Below are 15,332 nucleotides of genomic sequence, written 5' to 3'. Positions count from 1 at the left end.
TTAGTTCGAAAATCTTTTAACAATAAGATCAATTATTTTGGAAGTTGACTGATCATTGACAAATTTGATGTTCATCACCTTGCCTCCATTTCTTTCAACAATATCTTTGCCTATTATTTTTTCAATTGACCAGTCTGCACCTTTAACAAGTATATCAGGAATTATTTCAGAAATTAATTTTTCCGGTGTGTCATCGTCAAACAGAACTACATAATCAACCGGTTTGAGATTGGAGATAATAAACGCTCTCTCTTCCTGCTTGAGAATAGGTCTTCTATCGCCCTTAATTCTTTTAACAGAATCATCAGAATTCAAGCCAACGATAAGAACATCGCCAAGTTTTTTTGCTTTGGAGAGATAATCGACATGACCCGCATGAACTAAATCAAAAACTCCGTTAGTAAAAACAATTTTTTGTCCTTCGGTTTTAAGTTTTGATCTTATCTTTTTTATTTCAGTCAGGGAAGTTGCTGAACTCATAAGTTATCTTTTAGTACAGTTTGAAAAAGAGTTTCTTTTTCGATCGGGACAATTCCGGCTTCACCACACACAATTCCCGCAGCATAATTAGCAAGGAAACATGCTTCATAAATATTTGCACCCGAAGTAAGACCAATAGTAAGAGTTGATATTACGGTATCACCTGCACCCGAAACATCAGCAACCTTTCTGGCTTTTGTCGGCATTCTTCTTTCATTGCCGCCTTTTTCAAAAACTGCAATTCCACCTTCGCCAAGTGTGAGAAGCACGTACTCCGAATTCAGTTTTTGCAAAAGATTTCTTCCGGCGGATGAAATATCTTTATCATCCTTAATTCTGATTCCAAGAATGGTCTCAGTTTCTTTTCTGTTTGGTTTTATTACAGTGACGTTTTTATATTCAAAAAAATTATCGAATTTAGGATCAACTGTGATGAGTATATTTTTTTTGTTTGCGATTGAAATAATTTTTGAGATGAGTGATGGAGTTAAAACTCCCTTATTGTAATCCTGAAGTATTATTCCGTCAATACTGCTGAGAACACTTTCGAGAAAGTATAGAATCTTTGATTCAATATGATTACTAATATTTACTTTACTTTCTTTATCAATCCTGACTACATGCTGATTGTTCGCGATTACCCTGGTTTTTGTAGTTGTTGGTCTATCACTATCAATTATAATTCCATCCGAATTAATTTTCTTTTCTTTAAGTAACGAAGAAAAAATATTACCGTAAGTATCATTACCAATTACACCAACCGGGACAGGAATTCCTCCGAGAGTTAAAACATTCAAAGCGACATTTGCTGCACCGCCAAAGCGAAAAAACTCATCTTCAACGTCAAGCACAGGGACCGGAGCTTCAGGGGAAATTCTTTTAACATCTCCCCAGAAATAACCATCCAGCATCATATCACCAATAACTGCAATTCTTTTTCCATCGAAACCTTTCTTTAATTCATCAAGTCGTTTATTAGAAATATCTACCATTTTATTCCTGATTATTATAAAATTTGAAAATTAAAATAAGTATAAATAGAGAGGTTATAAAGCCCCGAATTGCGGAGCTTTGAAATGATTTATTTTGAAATGAGGTAATTTATTTGAGTAGAATCATTTTCTTAGTCTGGATTATTCCTTGTCCTGAACTTGTTTCAGGACCTTGAATCCTTAGCTGATAAAAATACACACCACTTGGAAGATTCTGACCTTCGTCAGAATGACCATTGAACTCAACTTCATAATTACCTGCTGGTCTATATTCATTAACAAGCGTTGCTATTTCCCGTCCGAGAATATCAAACACTATTAAAGTTTGCCAACTACCTATCGGCGACTGCCAACTTATTTTAGTGCTTGGGTTGAATGGGTTAGGATAGTTTTGTTCGAGTTTAAATTCCATTGGTATAGATGTTCCCTCATATTCAACATCTGTAATTGGATAACTTAAAGTACCGAATGCAAGACTATCATAGGGTAAAGAATGTAGTATTTCTGCTTTTCTTCTCATCTTCGTTATACTGTTAAGCCGATCCGTTCCTAATCCGGGAACAACAGCAATCATCGACCACTGTGTATCATTTGGTGAAATTGTAAACGGTCCGGAGAAAAAAACAAAACCTGCACCGCCTGAAGTAACAAGATTATATATCCATCCTTCTCCAGTTACGGGATCACCTGAAAACGGAAAAGTCGTTTGAAGATTAGTAATTGGATTTATAATCAGATTTCCATCTGCTTGAAGCCCATTTGCTACATATTGCGATTCGAGCATTGAACGAACCGGAGCTATCAGAGGCATATTCCAAATTGAATCATCACCAATACCTCGAAACGCATTCAACTGAAGATTTTTATGATCAGGTAAATTTCTTCCCTTAAAAGTTGCTGTATTCCCAGGTGAGTCAACAGCAGGACCGAACAATAGCACATATCCCACTGCCGGATAAAGTGAGTCCCAAATATTTTCTTGGTCATTCCAGCAGTATCCTATTTGCCTTAAAGTGTCAACTCCAGGATTGTTGTCAACTGCTCCATTAAAATCAATATCTGACCAAAAACCAAAATAAGCCGAGTCTATTACTGAGTTACTCTTATTAATTATCTCCCATTCTAGAAAAACAACATTAGATAAAATATCTACCGAATCACTTTCAAAACCATTTTTTGCGAAAACTGTCTGATGAATTTCAACCGGATAGCTTGTCAAAGGTCCATTCCAAAGACCACTGAAAATTGTTGCAGTAGTATCGAAAGAATTATATGCACTCCAAATAGTCTGATATCCTTTGATTAAGGGATCTCCATTTGGTTTTACAGGCGCACCATATTCAACAGGCCATTCAGCATAATCAGGATTAGTATCATCATCACCTTGAGTTATTTTATAAGTTCTGTATTTTAATGAATCCTCAGGGTGAATAAGCATTGCAGCCTGACCATTAATAATAGGACCTGGTGAGTAGTTCCATGCTTTCCACCATTGAATGATTGAAAGTATAGGTTCACCATTGACTTTACCAACCAACCAGGGACCATGATCAAAAATGATCCAGTCGCCATAACCTTGCTGATTATTAGGCGCAAGCTCCAACCATTTAGCTCCATCACAGTTTCCAACATTCGAAGTTACCAACTGAATATTGTTCACGTCCAAAGTGTCAAAATCATCATATGTCAAAGGATGACCATTCCCCTGTGAATAAACATTTATTGCATATCCTATAAATAAAATTGCAAATATTATTTTCATTTCTTCCTCCATTTATATTAATGGATATTATTAAAAATGATTTTTATTTGAGTAGAATCATTTTCTTCGTCTGAACGAAATCACCAGCTTTCAAAGTATAAAAATAAATTCCGGAAGATGGAAGATGTTTGATGGATGATGTATTAAATTCAACTTCATACTCTCCCGGTGAAAGTTCGTCATTAACCAAAGTTGCAATTTCGTTACCGAGAATATCGTAAATTTTCAAAGTAACTAACTGAGATTGCTTCTCCGGCAATTGCCGGATCGCAATGACATTTGGGATAGTAAATTTTATTTTTGTGTTTGGATTAAATGGATTTGGATAGTTTTGTTCAAGCCTGAATTCAGAAACTATTTCTTGCTCATCATCAACAGAAACAATTGGGTAACCAAAATTATTTTCATAAAAAGTTTGTACTTCATCTGAGATTGATCTTACTGCAGTTATTCCGCCAAGCGGTGTTATGCTGTTGTCCACTTCGTACGCAATTAGTATCTCGACTTCTTGATTTGTCACTAAAATGAATGGACCTGTTGTTCCATTCCCACGAACATCACGCTCATCAGTTGAAATCCATCCTATGTTTGCAACCGGATCACCTGAAAACCAGAAATATGGGTTTACCTGATTACAGGGAATTCCAACTACCTGCCCATACGCAAACGTACAAGGATTTACAATTGTTCCGGTTGCGGTTAATCCGAAGATATAGTTTCGCACTTCAGTAATGTTTGCAGGTTCTCTTACAACAGGGTCACCACCAAATTGACAAACTGCCGAGTTTAAAATTAAATTTTTTGCCCCAGGATAAATTGTGATACCAATTGGTCCGAGATAATTAACTGCTGTATCTAAAGGAGTATCCACTCCATTTTCATAAATATTATTTCCGTTCATATCAATAAAAGTTTCACCAGGAATATAAGCTACAGGTCCAGTCAACATATCCATCATAAATGAAGGGACCTGATTACCATAAACCTGATCGATCGAATTATTGTAATAGTAAGTTGCTTGTCTGGTAGTATCACATCCATAAAGATCGTCAGTTGGATCTCCGACATCTGCATCAGCCTGCATACTGAAATAAACTTCTTTTAATGTATCTGCAACCGCCCCGGTATTTTTAATTCTATATCTGACAAATACTAGATTATTAGTTGCACCTGAAGAAGCTTCAGCAAAAATTGTTTGTTTTATCTCAATACCAAAAGGTTCTTCTTCCCATCTTCTCTGGTTTGCAGGAAGTCCATCGTTGAAAACACACCAATATGTTTCATCCAAAATTAAATCAGGCTTGTCCTCATCAGGATCCCACTGGTTGTTTCCGTTGAGGTCAACAGGATTGTAAATACCATCTTCGTTCCCATCATAAAAATCTGCGCCAAGATCAACAGCATCAATCCAATCCTGCCAACTTTGTCCGAATGGAATATCAGATGAGGTTAATTTATAGATCGATGCTTTAGGGTCGTTTGGGTTCATTCCAACTGTTCCTGCAACATAATCTTCTACAAGTGAAGCAGATGCGACTCCATTAGCCCAGAGAGAATCATTTGAGTAACCACTCAGCCAAAAACCAGAAGAAAATAAAAAAGTGCCGCCTGCAAATTGACCTGTCGAGCCAAGCGGTGGAACATTCACATCTGCTATAATTCCTTTGTTGTTGAATGGCAGATAAATATCATTTACCTGTATGTATGTTGCTGAACCAACATTCTGGCTGAAAGTTCCTGAATAGCCAATCAGGAAAATCAGGAAGAACCAGAAAAGAATTTCTTTTTTGAAAATCGTTGTTTTCATTTCTTCCTCCATTCTTAATAATATTTATTGATTACTTTTATCTCAACACAATCATTTTTTTACTTGTGATGAAATCATTCACTCTCAATTGATAAATGTAAACTCCGCTTGCCAGTCCTGTTGAACTGAAAGTTACTTCGTACCTGTCAGCTTTCTTAAATTCGTTTAATATTGTTTTAACTTTTTGACCAAGTATATCAAATATTTCTATTGTAACTTGCCCATCCTGCGGGAGTTCGTATCTTATTGTCGTATTTGGGTTGAATGGATTTGGATAATTCTGATAAAGCACATAACTCGTAACCGGATTTGTTGCAGGTGGTGGTGTGTAAGTCATAGTTGCAAAGTTGCTTTCATATTCTTCAATTGCTCGCTGAACATTTTCTCTTGCAACAGTTATTGAGTTAAGCGGATCAGTTCCTCTGCCAATTACATAAGCAATAATTATTTCCTGTGGGTTATCTTTTTCTAATTTGAATGGACCGGTACTTACTAAATTTCTATGGTCTCTATTTTGCGTATCAATCCAGCCAACATCCGTGATTGGGTCTCCAGATGCCCAAAAGTACGGATTGACCTGCTGACAATCTACTCCTCCCCTTACCTGGCAAAATGGGAATGTACAGGGATTAGGATAATTTCCGACACGGGTTTTTCCTTCCAAATAATTTCTTGCCTCATTTGCATCATTAGGATCACCTGCCACTACGACACCTCCTAAGTGAAAGATGCTCGAAGTTATATTAAGATTTTTAGCTTCAACAGAATTTTCTCTTCCTATTAATTCTCCATAAAAATTATAAGCTGTATCTGCCGGATTATTTGTTTTGATTATTGGTCCCTGTAAAAGCGTAGTAAAAAACGATGGCGGATTTTCACCATACTCCCAGTCAGGTACATTTGAATAATAGAAACCAGATTGAAGCAAAGTGTCGCAGCCAACCATGTCATCAGTTGCATCACCAACATCACCATCTTCCCAAATTCCGAAATAAACTGAATCCATCAATTGAGCTGCCGAACCCGTATTCAGAATATTGTATTTAATGAAAATAACATTCTCTAATGCCGGATCATTTACTGCAAAAAGCGTTTGCCTTATTTCTATTCCTTGTGGTTCTGATTGCCATCTGCGTTGATTTGCCGGAAGTCCATCATTATAAACACACCATGCAATTACATCTCCAATCAATGGCGGCATATCCTCATTCAAATCCCAGGTCCCATTAAAATTTTTATCAATAGGATTATAGACACCATCTGCATCCCCGTCATAAAATTCTGCACCCAGTGAAACCGCATTTTGCCAGTCCTGCCAGGACAAACTAAAAGGTATATCATCTCTTTTAACAACATAAATTCCAAAAAGCGGGTCTTCCGGATCAGAACCAACTGTTCCAGCTAAATAATCTTCTACCAGAGATGCTGATGCTACGGCGTTAGCCCACTTAGATCCATTAGTATAGCCCGATAGAAAGAAACCAGATGAGAAGAGAAAACCTACATCGTCATACTTTCCTAATGAACTTGTTCCGCTAAATGAAATATCGTTTTTGTAAGCTGACTTATTTTCTCCATAATCAGATGGAATCACCGTTGCTTCAATACCATACCTTATCATAATATCAGCCAGAAGTCCGGCATTGTTCATTGGCAGTTCAATTTTATTTACATTGAAATTATATCCATAAATATATCTGGGGTTAAGCAATGGAAAAGTGTTTGCAAAGACAGAATCATTTGCTGCTCCATCATTGTGCAGCCCATCATCAAAAGCCTCTCCGATATAAACTGAATCTTCTAACATTACTTCTACTGACTTAACTGCTTCGTCATCAATAACAGTAAGTTGATAAACAAAAGTTTCATTCACTAAATCTTTCAGTTCAGGTGGTGCATATGCGTAATAAACTTTTGGTGGTGTAAATTTATCTTGAGACTCTTGGATAACACCATACGCTAAATTATAATGATATTCTGCAGGAACAATTTCTGAATATCTTTCAGTAGCAAACGAAATAAATGTTTTATTGTTAAGTGTTGAAACGCTGTGTGAGTTATCCTCGCCAATATACTTCGTAAATTTATTTTCCTCAGACCATGAGATTCCATTATCACTGCTCACTTTGAAGTAAATATCCTTTTCGCCGTAGTTAGTTGCAACTTTAACTTTGTCTCTCTGATAAACAACCATAATGTTTCCATTATCTAATATTGAAACTTTTGGTCTTGTTTCATGATAAACCTCATCAGCAATAACAAAAGGATCAGACCAGCTGAGTCCATGGTCTGTACTCAATCTGTAAAAGATACCATTGAACTCGTTAATTGCTTTTTCGTATATACCTATCAAAGTATCTGAGCTAATAGAAATGATTGTAAGATCCAATGACCTGAATTGAGGTGGTCTTGGGAATTCAAATGCATCTGTACTCCAAGTCAATCCATCGTCAAAACTTAATTTATAATAACTGCCGTCTTGAGGACTGTAAAAACTCAGACATATTTCATTGTTAGTCCACAGTGTAAGATTAAGATAAGAAGAGTTTTTTTGAAATAATGGGTAGCCCCCACCTAAAATATCTATTGGAGATGACCATGTCAAACCTTTATCATCAGAATATATTAATTTCATTGTTTCACTTCTAATACTCCAAACAAGCAATATTCTCCCTGATGAGGTTTGAAGTGTAGTGAGGTAAATGGCATCTTGGAATGATAATAGATTTATATCCTGAACAATTTCAGGTACCTGCCAAGCAGCACCCCGGTTAGTGCTTCTTGTTGAGAAAATTGTATCCTGCGTTTCGTTTACAAAGAAAATGATCATTTCATTTTCTGTAAGCCAGACCAGAGCTGATTCATTAATTGATTGTGAATTGTCCTGAACGGGAAGTTTTGATATTTCCGTTATTTGTGCGAAGACAGGCAGATAAACCCAAAGTGCCAGTAAGAATTTGCATATAATTTTCATAATGCATCCTTAATTTTTTCCCTGATTACTTTAAACTTAAGAAATTAAATTGTCAGAGTAAACCAACTGTTGAAAGAAATACTGGGATAAATTTATACCAGAATTTATTGGTTCAATATTGATGGGGATTTATTTGGTTTTGGGCCAAACAGCAAGTCTATTATCAATTTTTAGTCTTACCAAACCTTCGCCGGTTCCTATCCAGAGATAAGTTCCGTCAAAATGAAAAGATAAAATAGATGATGATGTGATGTTCAATTCATTCAGATCAACAGGTATAACCTGTCGTGTAATTCTGTTTATGATAAAAAGTCCTTTTCCGTATTCAACTTTTTTTTGTTTGTCAAATTCATAAACACCCGCCCAGATGTAATTACCAATTCTGCAAAGCGAATAAATTCCGTTACCACCGAGTCCATCACGTTTGTAAATCCTGTCCCAATTAATTTTTCTGTCATAGATATAAATCCCGCCAAGATTAAAATCAGGTTCTTCAGCGGTGATAAACTCATCGGTTCCAAACCAGATATTTTTTCCTTCAAAGAGAATTTTTGAAACCGAAACTGTTTTACCTTCTTCTTTAAAAGCTTTGTCTTTGTTAGAAAAATATCTCCATGCCTTTAGATCAGAGTATTTCTTTTTTTTATTGAAGATGTGAACACCCGATTCTGTTCCGAACCAGATCAGGCTGTCTCCGTCCAGTTCAATTGATTTTATGGTATTTGATTTTTGATCATTCCCCTGTATCCGATTAATGTCCTCATAGCTTCTGGTTTTAAGATCAAACCTTGTAATGTTTCGGAACCTTCCAATCCATAAAACATTCTGCGATGGATCAAATTTGAGAGAACGAATCCAGTTTCCGAATTCACCACCTTGAGCAAATTTTCTTTTATCCCAACGATTTGCTTTTTTAGTAAAAGTGAACAAGCCTTCCACTGAAGCAGCCCAGACAAAATTCTGACTCACCTCTATTGCATAGAAAAGATCATCACTCAGATTTCCGCTTTTAGTTGAAAAGTTGGTCCACTTGCTTTCCGCAATTGCGTAACGATAGATTCCCTGCCCGTAAGTTGAAACCCAGAGATATCCTTCTTCTTCAGCGATATCTGTAATTGCAGCACCTTTAAGAAAAACTTCTGACTGCACCTGTGAAAAAATTTCAAGCGATACAAAAAAGAAAAGGATAATTACACAAATAAATACTGAAGTTTTATTTTGGAATGCTCTAATAAGGAAATCCATATTCGAACTAATAACTTTCATCTACCGACGGGAAGCTGCCTTTTTTTACATCTGAAATATATTCGGTTACTGCTTTATTCATTTCTTCAGCCAGATTTGAATAATGTCTGACAAATCTTGGATGAAAATCAACATTTAATGCAAGCATATCTGGAGTAACGAGAATTTGTCCGTCACAATATTTTCCAGCACCAATTCCGATTGTAGGAATCGATAACGAGGATGTGATTTTTTTTGCGAGTGATGCGGGAATTTTTTCAAGAACCACCGCGAACGCACCAGCATCTTCCAGAATCTTTGCATCTTGAAAAATTTCGTCGGCTTCTTTTTTGGTGGTGCCACGTTCTTTATAACTTCCGAATTGGTGAATGCTTTGCGGTGTTAAACCAATATGTCCCATCACAGGTATTCCATTCTCAGTTATTTTTCGAACGGTTTCTGCAACACGTTTTCCACCTTCGAGTTTAACTGCCGCAGCATGAGTTTCTTTTAAAATTCTCCCTGCATTCCTGAAACCATCATCAGCACCAAGCTGATAGGACATAAAAGGCATATCAACAACCACCATTGCACGATTGACTCCTTTAGTTACAGCTTTAGTGTGATAGATCATTTCGTCCATCGTAACCGGCAGCGTGGTTTCATTGCCCTGGAAAACATTACTTAAAGAATCGCCCACAAGAATAATATCAATTCCTGCTTCGTCAAGAATTTTTGCCGTAATAAAATCGTAAGCAGTAAGCGCGGTAATCCTGAGTTTCTTCTTCTTTAAAATTTCGAGAGCTTTCGTAGTAACTTTTTTAATTTCTTTTTCTGCTGACATTAATTTACCTGTGAAATGCTTTCAGTAAATATTTTTTCTACGAATGTAATATTAAAGTGATTTTCAAATCCATTTTTAATCGACAAAGCTAAATTCTGATAGTGTGTCTCTTCACCAAGTATCGTTTCCAATTCAGTAGTTGTCTGTTCAATTTCCAAACTTATTTCTTCTATTTTATTTGCTGGAAGAGTCAGATAATTAATTATCCGTTTGTGGAAATTACCACATAAAATTGATCCGTGTTGAAGTATTACGCTGCCAATTTTGCGCTGCGCACTTCCAACAATTTTTTTCCCAAGATAATTAAGTTCATTCATTGCGGATACAGCAAAGCAAAGTGCACTTTTTGAATCTTTGTAAATAGACGGGAAATGAGGTTGTAAATGTTCGAGCTCAATTTTTTCTAGTTCAGCATTATAATGAATTAAACCTTTCCTCAGTGCAAGATTAATTTCACGATAAAGATGTTTTGGCGTTTTATCATCTGAAACAGGATAAACAACTGAATATGTTAGTTCTTCAGAATGAAGAATTGCTCTTCCACCAGTCGGTCTCTTTACAAAATCAAAACCATCATCGGATATTTTTTTTTGATTTATGGAACTGATATCCTGGTTAGCACCGAGTGAAATGCAGGATGGTTCCCATTGGTAAACTCTTAACACAGGTATCCCCGAAAAATTCCTGACAAGTTCTAAATCAAATTCCATATTAAAGGAACCTGTATTTGTAAGTGTGTTTATGAATTGCCAGGTCATTTCCCAACAATTCCTCTTTTACTTTTGCTCAGAAAATTTATAATTTTTTGCACATAAATATTATCCCCATATTTTTCTTTTATTACTTCAACTGCCTGCGAAACATTAAGTGACTTGCTGTAGATATGTCCATAAGCATCCTTTAGAATCTGAATATCTTCTGGTTTAAAGCCTCTTCTTCTCAATCCAATTACATTCAATCCAGCATAATCTGCAGGGAAATGTGCAGTCAATATAAATGGTGGAACATCCTGTGTAATACGTATTCCACCAGCCACCATGGAATGCTCACCGATGAGTGAAAATTGATGAACAGGTGTTGATCCACCGATAATTACCCAATCATCTATTTGAGCATGACCGCCAATCTGAACTGCATTTGCAATAATACAATTATCTCCTACAACACAATCGTGTGCAACATGAGCATAAGCCATCAACAAACAATTTTTTCCAACCTGGGATTTACCTGTTTCCTTGGTACCTCTGTGAAGTGTCGCAAATTCTCTTATAACTGTATTGTCACCAACATTAAAAAGAGTTGGTTCACCAGAAAATTTTAAGTCCTGTGGCAAATTTGCAATAGAAGCACCTTGAAAGATCTTAACACGATTACCAATTCTTGCACCATTATAGATAACGGCATGAGGACCAACCGAACAATCATCTCCGATTTCAACATCGGCTTCGATAATTGCGTATGGACCAACAGATAAATTATTTCCCAATTTAGATCTGGGATCAACAATTGCAGTAGGATGGATATTTTTCATATTTATACTGAAAGATTATTAGTCTTTGGTTTGTCCACAACACCAGCCATAAAATCAGCTTCAGCAACAAGAACCTCATTAACATAAGCTTTCCCTCTCATTAGAATAACTTTACTTTTTTTCTGAACAAGCTCGACTTCCATGAACAACTGATCACCCGGAACAACAGGTTTTCTGAACTTTGCATTATTAATTTGCATAAATAAGACCAGATGATTTTCAGGATTTTGAATAGAGCCAAGCAAGAGAATTCCTCCTGTTTGAGCCATAGCTTCAATTATTAAAACACCTGGCATTATTGGATTACCGGGAAAATGTCCGGGGAAGAAAGGTTCATTTGTAGTTACTGATTTGACCCCGATCACTTTTTTATCTACTTCAAGCTGAATGATTTTGTCAACAAGAAGGAATGGATATCTGTGCGGCAGTATTCGTTCAATTGCATTTGCATCGAATACGATACCTTCTTTCTTTACAACCTGAAATTTCTTTACAAGTTTCTTCTGCTGATAAAGTTTTCTGACCTGTTTTGCAAATTCAACATTAGCTTTGTGTCCGGGACGTGCAGCAAGTATCTGTGCTTTAAGTGGTGCACCGATAAGTGCAAGATCTCCAATCAGGTCAAGCAATTTATGTCTGACAGGTTCATTTTTAAAACGTAATTGTTTATTATTAAGAATTCCGTTTTCACCTAACACAAAATTATTTTTCACACCAATTTTTTTTCCTAATTCTGAAAGCTGTTTTTCGTTTAGTTTGTTATCAACAATCACTACGGCATTATCAATATCTCCACCTTTAATCAATCCCTGATCTGCAAGTGCTTCAACTTCACTAAGAAAACAAAAAGTTCTTGCTGGTGCAAACTCTGTCGCAAATTCTTTTTCAAAATCAAATAAACCAGTGTGCTGACTTCCCAAAGCAGCATTCTGATAATCTACCATAACAGTAACTCGATAATCATCAAGAGGTAAAGCAACAATATCAACCTGTCTGTCATCTTCGTGATGCATAATTGTTTGATCAATTACCAGATAATCTTTTGGTGCTTCCTGCTGTTCAAAACCTGCACTTTGTAAAACTTCAACAAAAGGAAGTGAACTACCATCACCAACCGGTGGTTCAATCCCTTCAACTTCTATTATAATATTATCAATTTGCAAACCCATAATTGCTGCTAATACGTGTTCGACTGTGTGAACTTTTGCCTCACCAATTCCGATAGTTGTTCCTCTGGATACATCAACAACATTTTCAGCAATTGCAGGGATTTCCGGTCTTCCTCCAAGATCAGTTCTGACAAATTTAATTCCGTGATTTTCGGGTGCTGGTTTAAAGGTAAGTTTACATTCTGTTCCGGTATGAAGCCCGATTCCTGTTATAGTTACAGGTTTGATAATAGTTCTTTGCTGCTCTAACATTGAAAATCCGATTTGTTTACGATTTGAATGTATTAATTGATGTGAAAATTAGTAAGATAGGGCATGAATTCCAATAAAAGCTAACGTTCAACGCCCAATCAGATCACGAATCTTTTGGTAGAAGAAGTTCTTTAAGATGTTTGATTTCTTCTTCTAATTTTTTAATTCGTTCTGCATATTCAGGAAAATTTCTGTAATGTGCTTCAAGTATTTTAGCCTTCTTTGCTTCTTTTGCCGGATAACCAAAATATAGTCCTGGTTTAGAAATAGTTTTAGGTACACCTGACTGTGCCATCAGTATGACGTTGTCTGTGATTTCAAGATGACCTGCAATTCCCACCTGACCTGCAACAATAACATTGCTTCCAATTTTTACGCTTCCCGAAACTCCGCTTTGTGCTGACATCACGGTGTTATTTCCAATAGTAACATTGTGCGCGATTTGCACAAGGTTATCAATCTTCACTCCTTTTCTGATAATTGTACTTCCAAGCGCAGCTCTGTCGATAGTTGTGTTAGCACCAATTTCAACATCATCCTCCAAAATTACATTACCGATTTGAGGAACCTTTGTATAAGTGTTATTTTCATCTTTCTGATATCCAAAACCATCCGATCCAATTACAGCCCCGGCGTGAATGATCACCTTCTTTCCAATTACACAATCTTCCCTGATGCTTACATTCTGAAAGATTAAAGTATCATCACCAATTTCAACATTATTAAGGATAACTGAATTATGAAAAACTTTTACGTTATTCCCCAGTTTGCAGTTTGTTCCAATTACAACATTTCTGCCGATGGCTACGTTTTCACCAAGTGATGTTGTTTCATGGATAAAAGCACTTTTATCAATACCGTTAAGTTCAAAAACTGGTGCAAAGAATTTTAATAGAACAGCAGCGAAAGCTTTCTCAGGTGCATCCACTTCAATGTATGTAATATCATTACGGATTTTGTCGAAATCTTTTTTAACGATAATTGCCGCAGCATTTGTGGTTGACAGAAATTTTTCAAACGCAGGAAGATATAAAAATGTCAGGTCTTCTTTGCCTGCTTCATCAATTCGTGCGAGAGAATTGATACGTAAGTCTGGATTGCCAATAATTTTACCATTGATTAGTTTAGCAATTTCCGAAAGTTTGATGTTGATATTTTTACTCAAGTTTTAATCTTTCAATAACTTTTGCTGTCAGGTCATACTCAGGTTTTGCAAAAAGGAAAAGGATATCCCCACTTCTGTCAAAAACAAAATCCAGATTTTCTTCTGATGCAATTTGCTGAATGATGGTGAATATTTTATTCTGAATTGGTTTCATCACATCATTTTGTTTTTGGAAGAGTTCTCCGTTCGCTCCGAATTTTTTATCACGGTAATCAGAAATTTCTTTTTGCAGTTTGGTAATTTCTGCTAAAGCTTCCGAGCTTGTTTGTTCAGTCATTATCAGTTTTCTTTTTTCGTAATCATCCTGCTTTACTTTGAGGTCGGATTCCATTTTTCTTACTTCAGTTTGCCACTCCTGCACAAGAGCATCAAGCTGTTGTCGTGCATCCTGTATATCCGGATAATTATCCATGATCGTATCAGAATCAACATATCCGATTTTTAATTGAGCAAGGCTTACGAATGAGTAAAATGGTAAGAATAAAAACAATGAGAAGAGAATCAATTTCATAGTGACTCCGTGGAGTTAAAATTTTTAATTACAGGTTCTTCCACAAAAAGAAAGAACCTGGTTATTAAAATAAATGAAATTATTTGCCCCTTTTAAGGTTGTCAAGAACCTTAAAGGTAATGTCGAATGCAGCATCAGCGTACAAAAGAACGATATCTCCGCTTTTATCAAACACAAACTGCATACCTTCACTCTTTGCAACCTGTTCAATTCCAGCATATATTTTTCTTTTAACGGGTTCAAAAATTTCTTCCTGCTTAAGGTAAATTTCTCCGTTTGGCTGACCGAATTTCTTATTTCTGAAACCAAGAATATTTTGTTCCATTGCGATAAGTTCCTGTTGTTTAGATAACTTCTGCTCGTCGGTCATAGTAGCTGCTTGCTTCTGATAGTCAGTGAGTAATTGTTGATATCCGAGCGTCATCGAATCAAGCTGATCAGACCAAATTTTTGTTAATGCATCAAGATCACTTTGTGCTTTAATTGCTTCCGGAAGTTGAGTTAGTATTACCTGAGAATCCACATAACCAATTTTCTGATTATTTTGCGCAAAAACAGAAGCGCTGAAAAGCACGAATACAATTAAAAGAAAATTTCTCACAGTTTGTTTCCTTATGTTAT

13 protein-coding genes are annotated in these 15,332 nt (G+C 36.2%); all 13 read right to left on the bottom strand.

Features of this window, described 5'->3' with window-relative positions; translation table 11 throughout:
• The 13 genes from rfaE2 to HND39_08750 all read right to left on the bottom strand — a co-directional run bounded on the left by rfaE2 (position 1) and on the right by HND39_08750 (position 15,312).
• A complete protein-coding gene (gene rfaE2 / locus HND39_08810) occupies positions 1–480 on the bottom strand; it encodes a D-glycero-beta-D-manno-heptose 1-phosphate adenylyltransferase (protein ID QKJ96373.1) in 480 nt (159 codons plus the stop codon).
• Entirely contained in the window at positions 477–1,472 is a 996-nt protein-coding gene (rfaE1, locus tag HND39_08805) for a D-glycero-beta-D-manno-heptose-7-phosphate kinase (protein QKJ96372.1), read from the bottom strand. The genes rfaE2 and rfaE1 overlap by 4 nt, the downstream gene beginning before the upstream one ends.
• A 109-nt stretch (positions 1,473–1,581) precedes the next feature.
• Positions 1,582–3,234 carry a hypothetical protein gene (locus HND39_08800; protein ID QKJ96371.1) on the bottom strand — a complete coding sequence of 551 codons (1,653 nt, stop codon included), beginning with the start codon at positions 3,232–3,234 and terminating at the stop codon, positions 1,582–1,584.
• A gap of 43 nt (positions 3,235–3,277) precedes the next feature.
• Positions 3,278–4,135 (bottom strand): T9SS type A sorting domain-containing protein, encoded by an 858-nt coding sequence (locus HND39_08795; GenBank protein QKJ97945.1) that lies wholly within the window; start codon positions 4,133–4,135, stop codon positions 3,278–3,280.
• Positions 4,136–5,078: 943 nt separating this feature from the next.
• On the bottom strand, positions 5,079–8,015 hold the full coding sequence (locus HND39_08790; protein ID QKJ96370.1) for a T9SS type A sorting domain-containing protein: 2,937 nt from the start codon (positions 8,013–8,015) through the stop codon (positions 5,079–5,081).
• A gap of 129 nt (positions 8,016–8,144) precedes the next feature.
• Complete coding sequence (locus HND39_08785; GenBank protein QKJ96369.1) at positions 8,145–9,260, bottom strand: hypothetical protein; 1,116 nt, start codon at positions 9,258–9,260, stop codon at positions 8,145–8,147.
• A gap of 7 nt (positions 9,261–9,267) precedes the next feature.
• Complete coding sequence (gene panB / locus HND39_08780; protein QKJ96368.1) at positions 9,268–10,083, bottom strand: 3-methyl-2-oxobutanoate hydroxymethyltransferase; 816 nt, start codon at positions 10,081–10,083, stop codon at positions 9,268–9,270.
• Positions 10,083–10,841: a hypothetical protein gene (locus tag HND39_08775; protein QKJ96367.1), complete on the bottom strand. Its 759-nt coding sequence runs from the start codon at positions 10,839–10,841 to the stop codon at positions 10,083–10,085. Before HND39_08775 ends, panB begins: the two co-directional genes overlap by 1 nt.
• On the bottom strand, positions 10,838–11,614 hold the full coding sequence (lpxA, locus tag HND39_08770; protein QKJ96366.1) for an acyl-ACP--UDP-N-acetylglucosamine O-acyltransferase: 777 nt from the start codon (positions 11,612–11,614) through the stop codon (positions 10,838–10,840). The genes HND39_08775 and lpxA overlap by 4 nt, the downstream gene beginning before the upstream one ends.
• Before the next feature lie 2 nt (positions 11,615–11,616).
• Entirely contained in the window at positions 11,617–13,035 is a 1,419-nt protein-coding gene (locus tag HND39_08765; GenBank protein QKJ96365.1) for a bifunctional UDP-3-O-[3-hydroxymyristoyl] N-acetylglucosamine deacetylase/3-hydroxyacyl-ACP dehydratase, read from the bottom strand.
• A 103-nt stretch (positions 13,036–13,138) separates the two neighbouring features.
• On the bottom strand, positions 13,139–14,188 hold the full coding sequence (gene lpxD / locus HND39_08760; GenBank protein ID QKJ97944.1) for a UDP-3-O-(3-hydroxymyristoyl)glucosamine N-acyltransferase: 1,050 nt from the start codon (positions 14,186–14,188) through the stop codon (positions 13,139–13,141).
• A gap of 4 nt (positions 14,189–14,192) precedes the next feature.
• On the bottom strand, positions 14,193–14,711 hold the full coding sequence (locus tag HND39_08755; GenBank protein QKJ96364.1) for an OmpH family outer membrane protein: 519 nt from the start codon (positions 14,709–14,711) through the stop codon (positions 14,193–14,195).
• Between the two features lie 79 nt (positions 14,712–14,790).
• Positions 14,791–15,312: an OmpH family outer membrane protein gene (locus HND39_08750; GenBank protein ID QKJ96363.1), complete on the bottom strand. Its 522-nt coding sequence runs from the start codon at positions 15,310–15,312 to the stop codon at positions 14,791–14,793.
• Positions 15,313–15,332 lie beyond the last annotated feature (20 nt).

The sequence above is a fragment of the Ignavibacteriota bacterium genome (assembly GCA_013285405.1).
Taxonomy (GTDB): Bacteria; Bacteroidota; Ignavibacteria; order Ignavibacteriales; family Ignavibacteriaceae; genus IGN2.
This window is presented reverse-complemented; position numbering and strand designations above follow the sequence as displayed.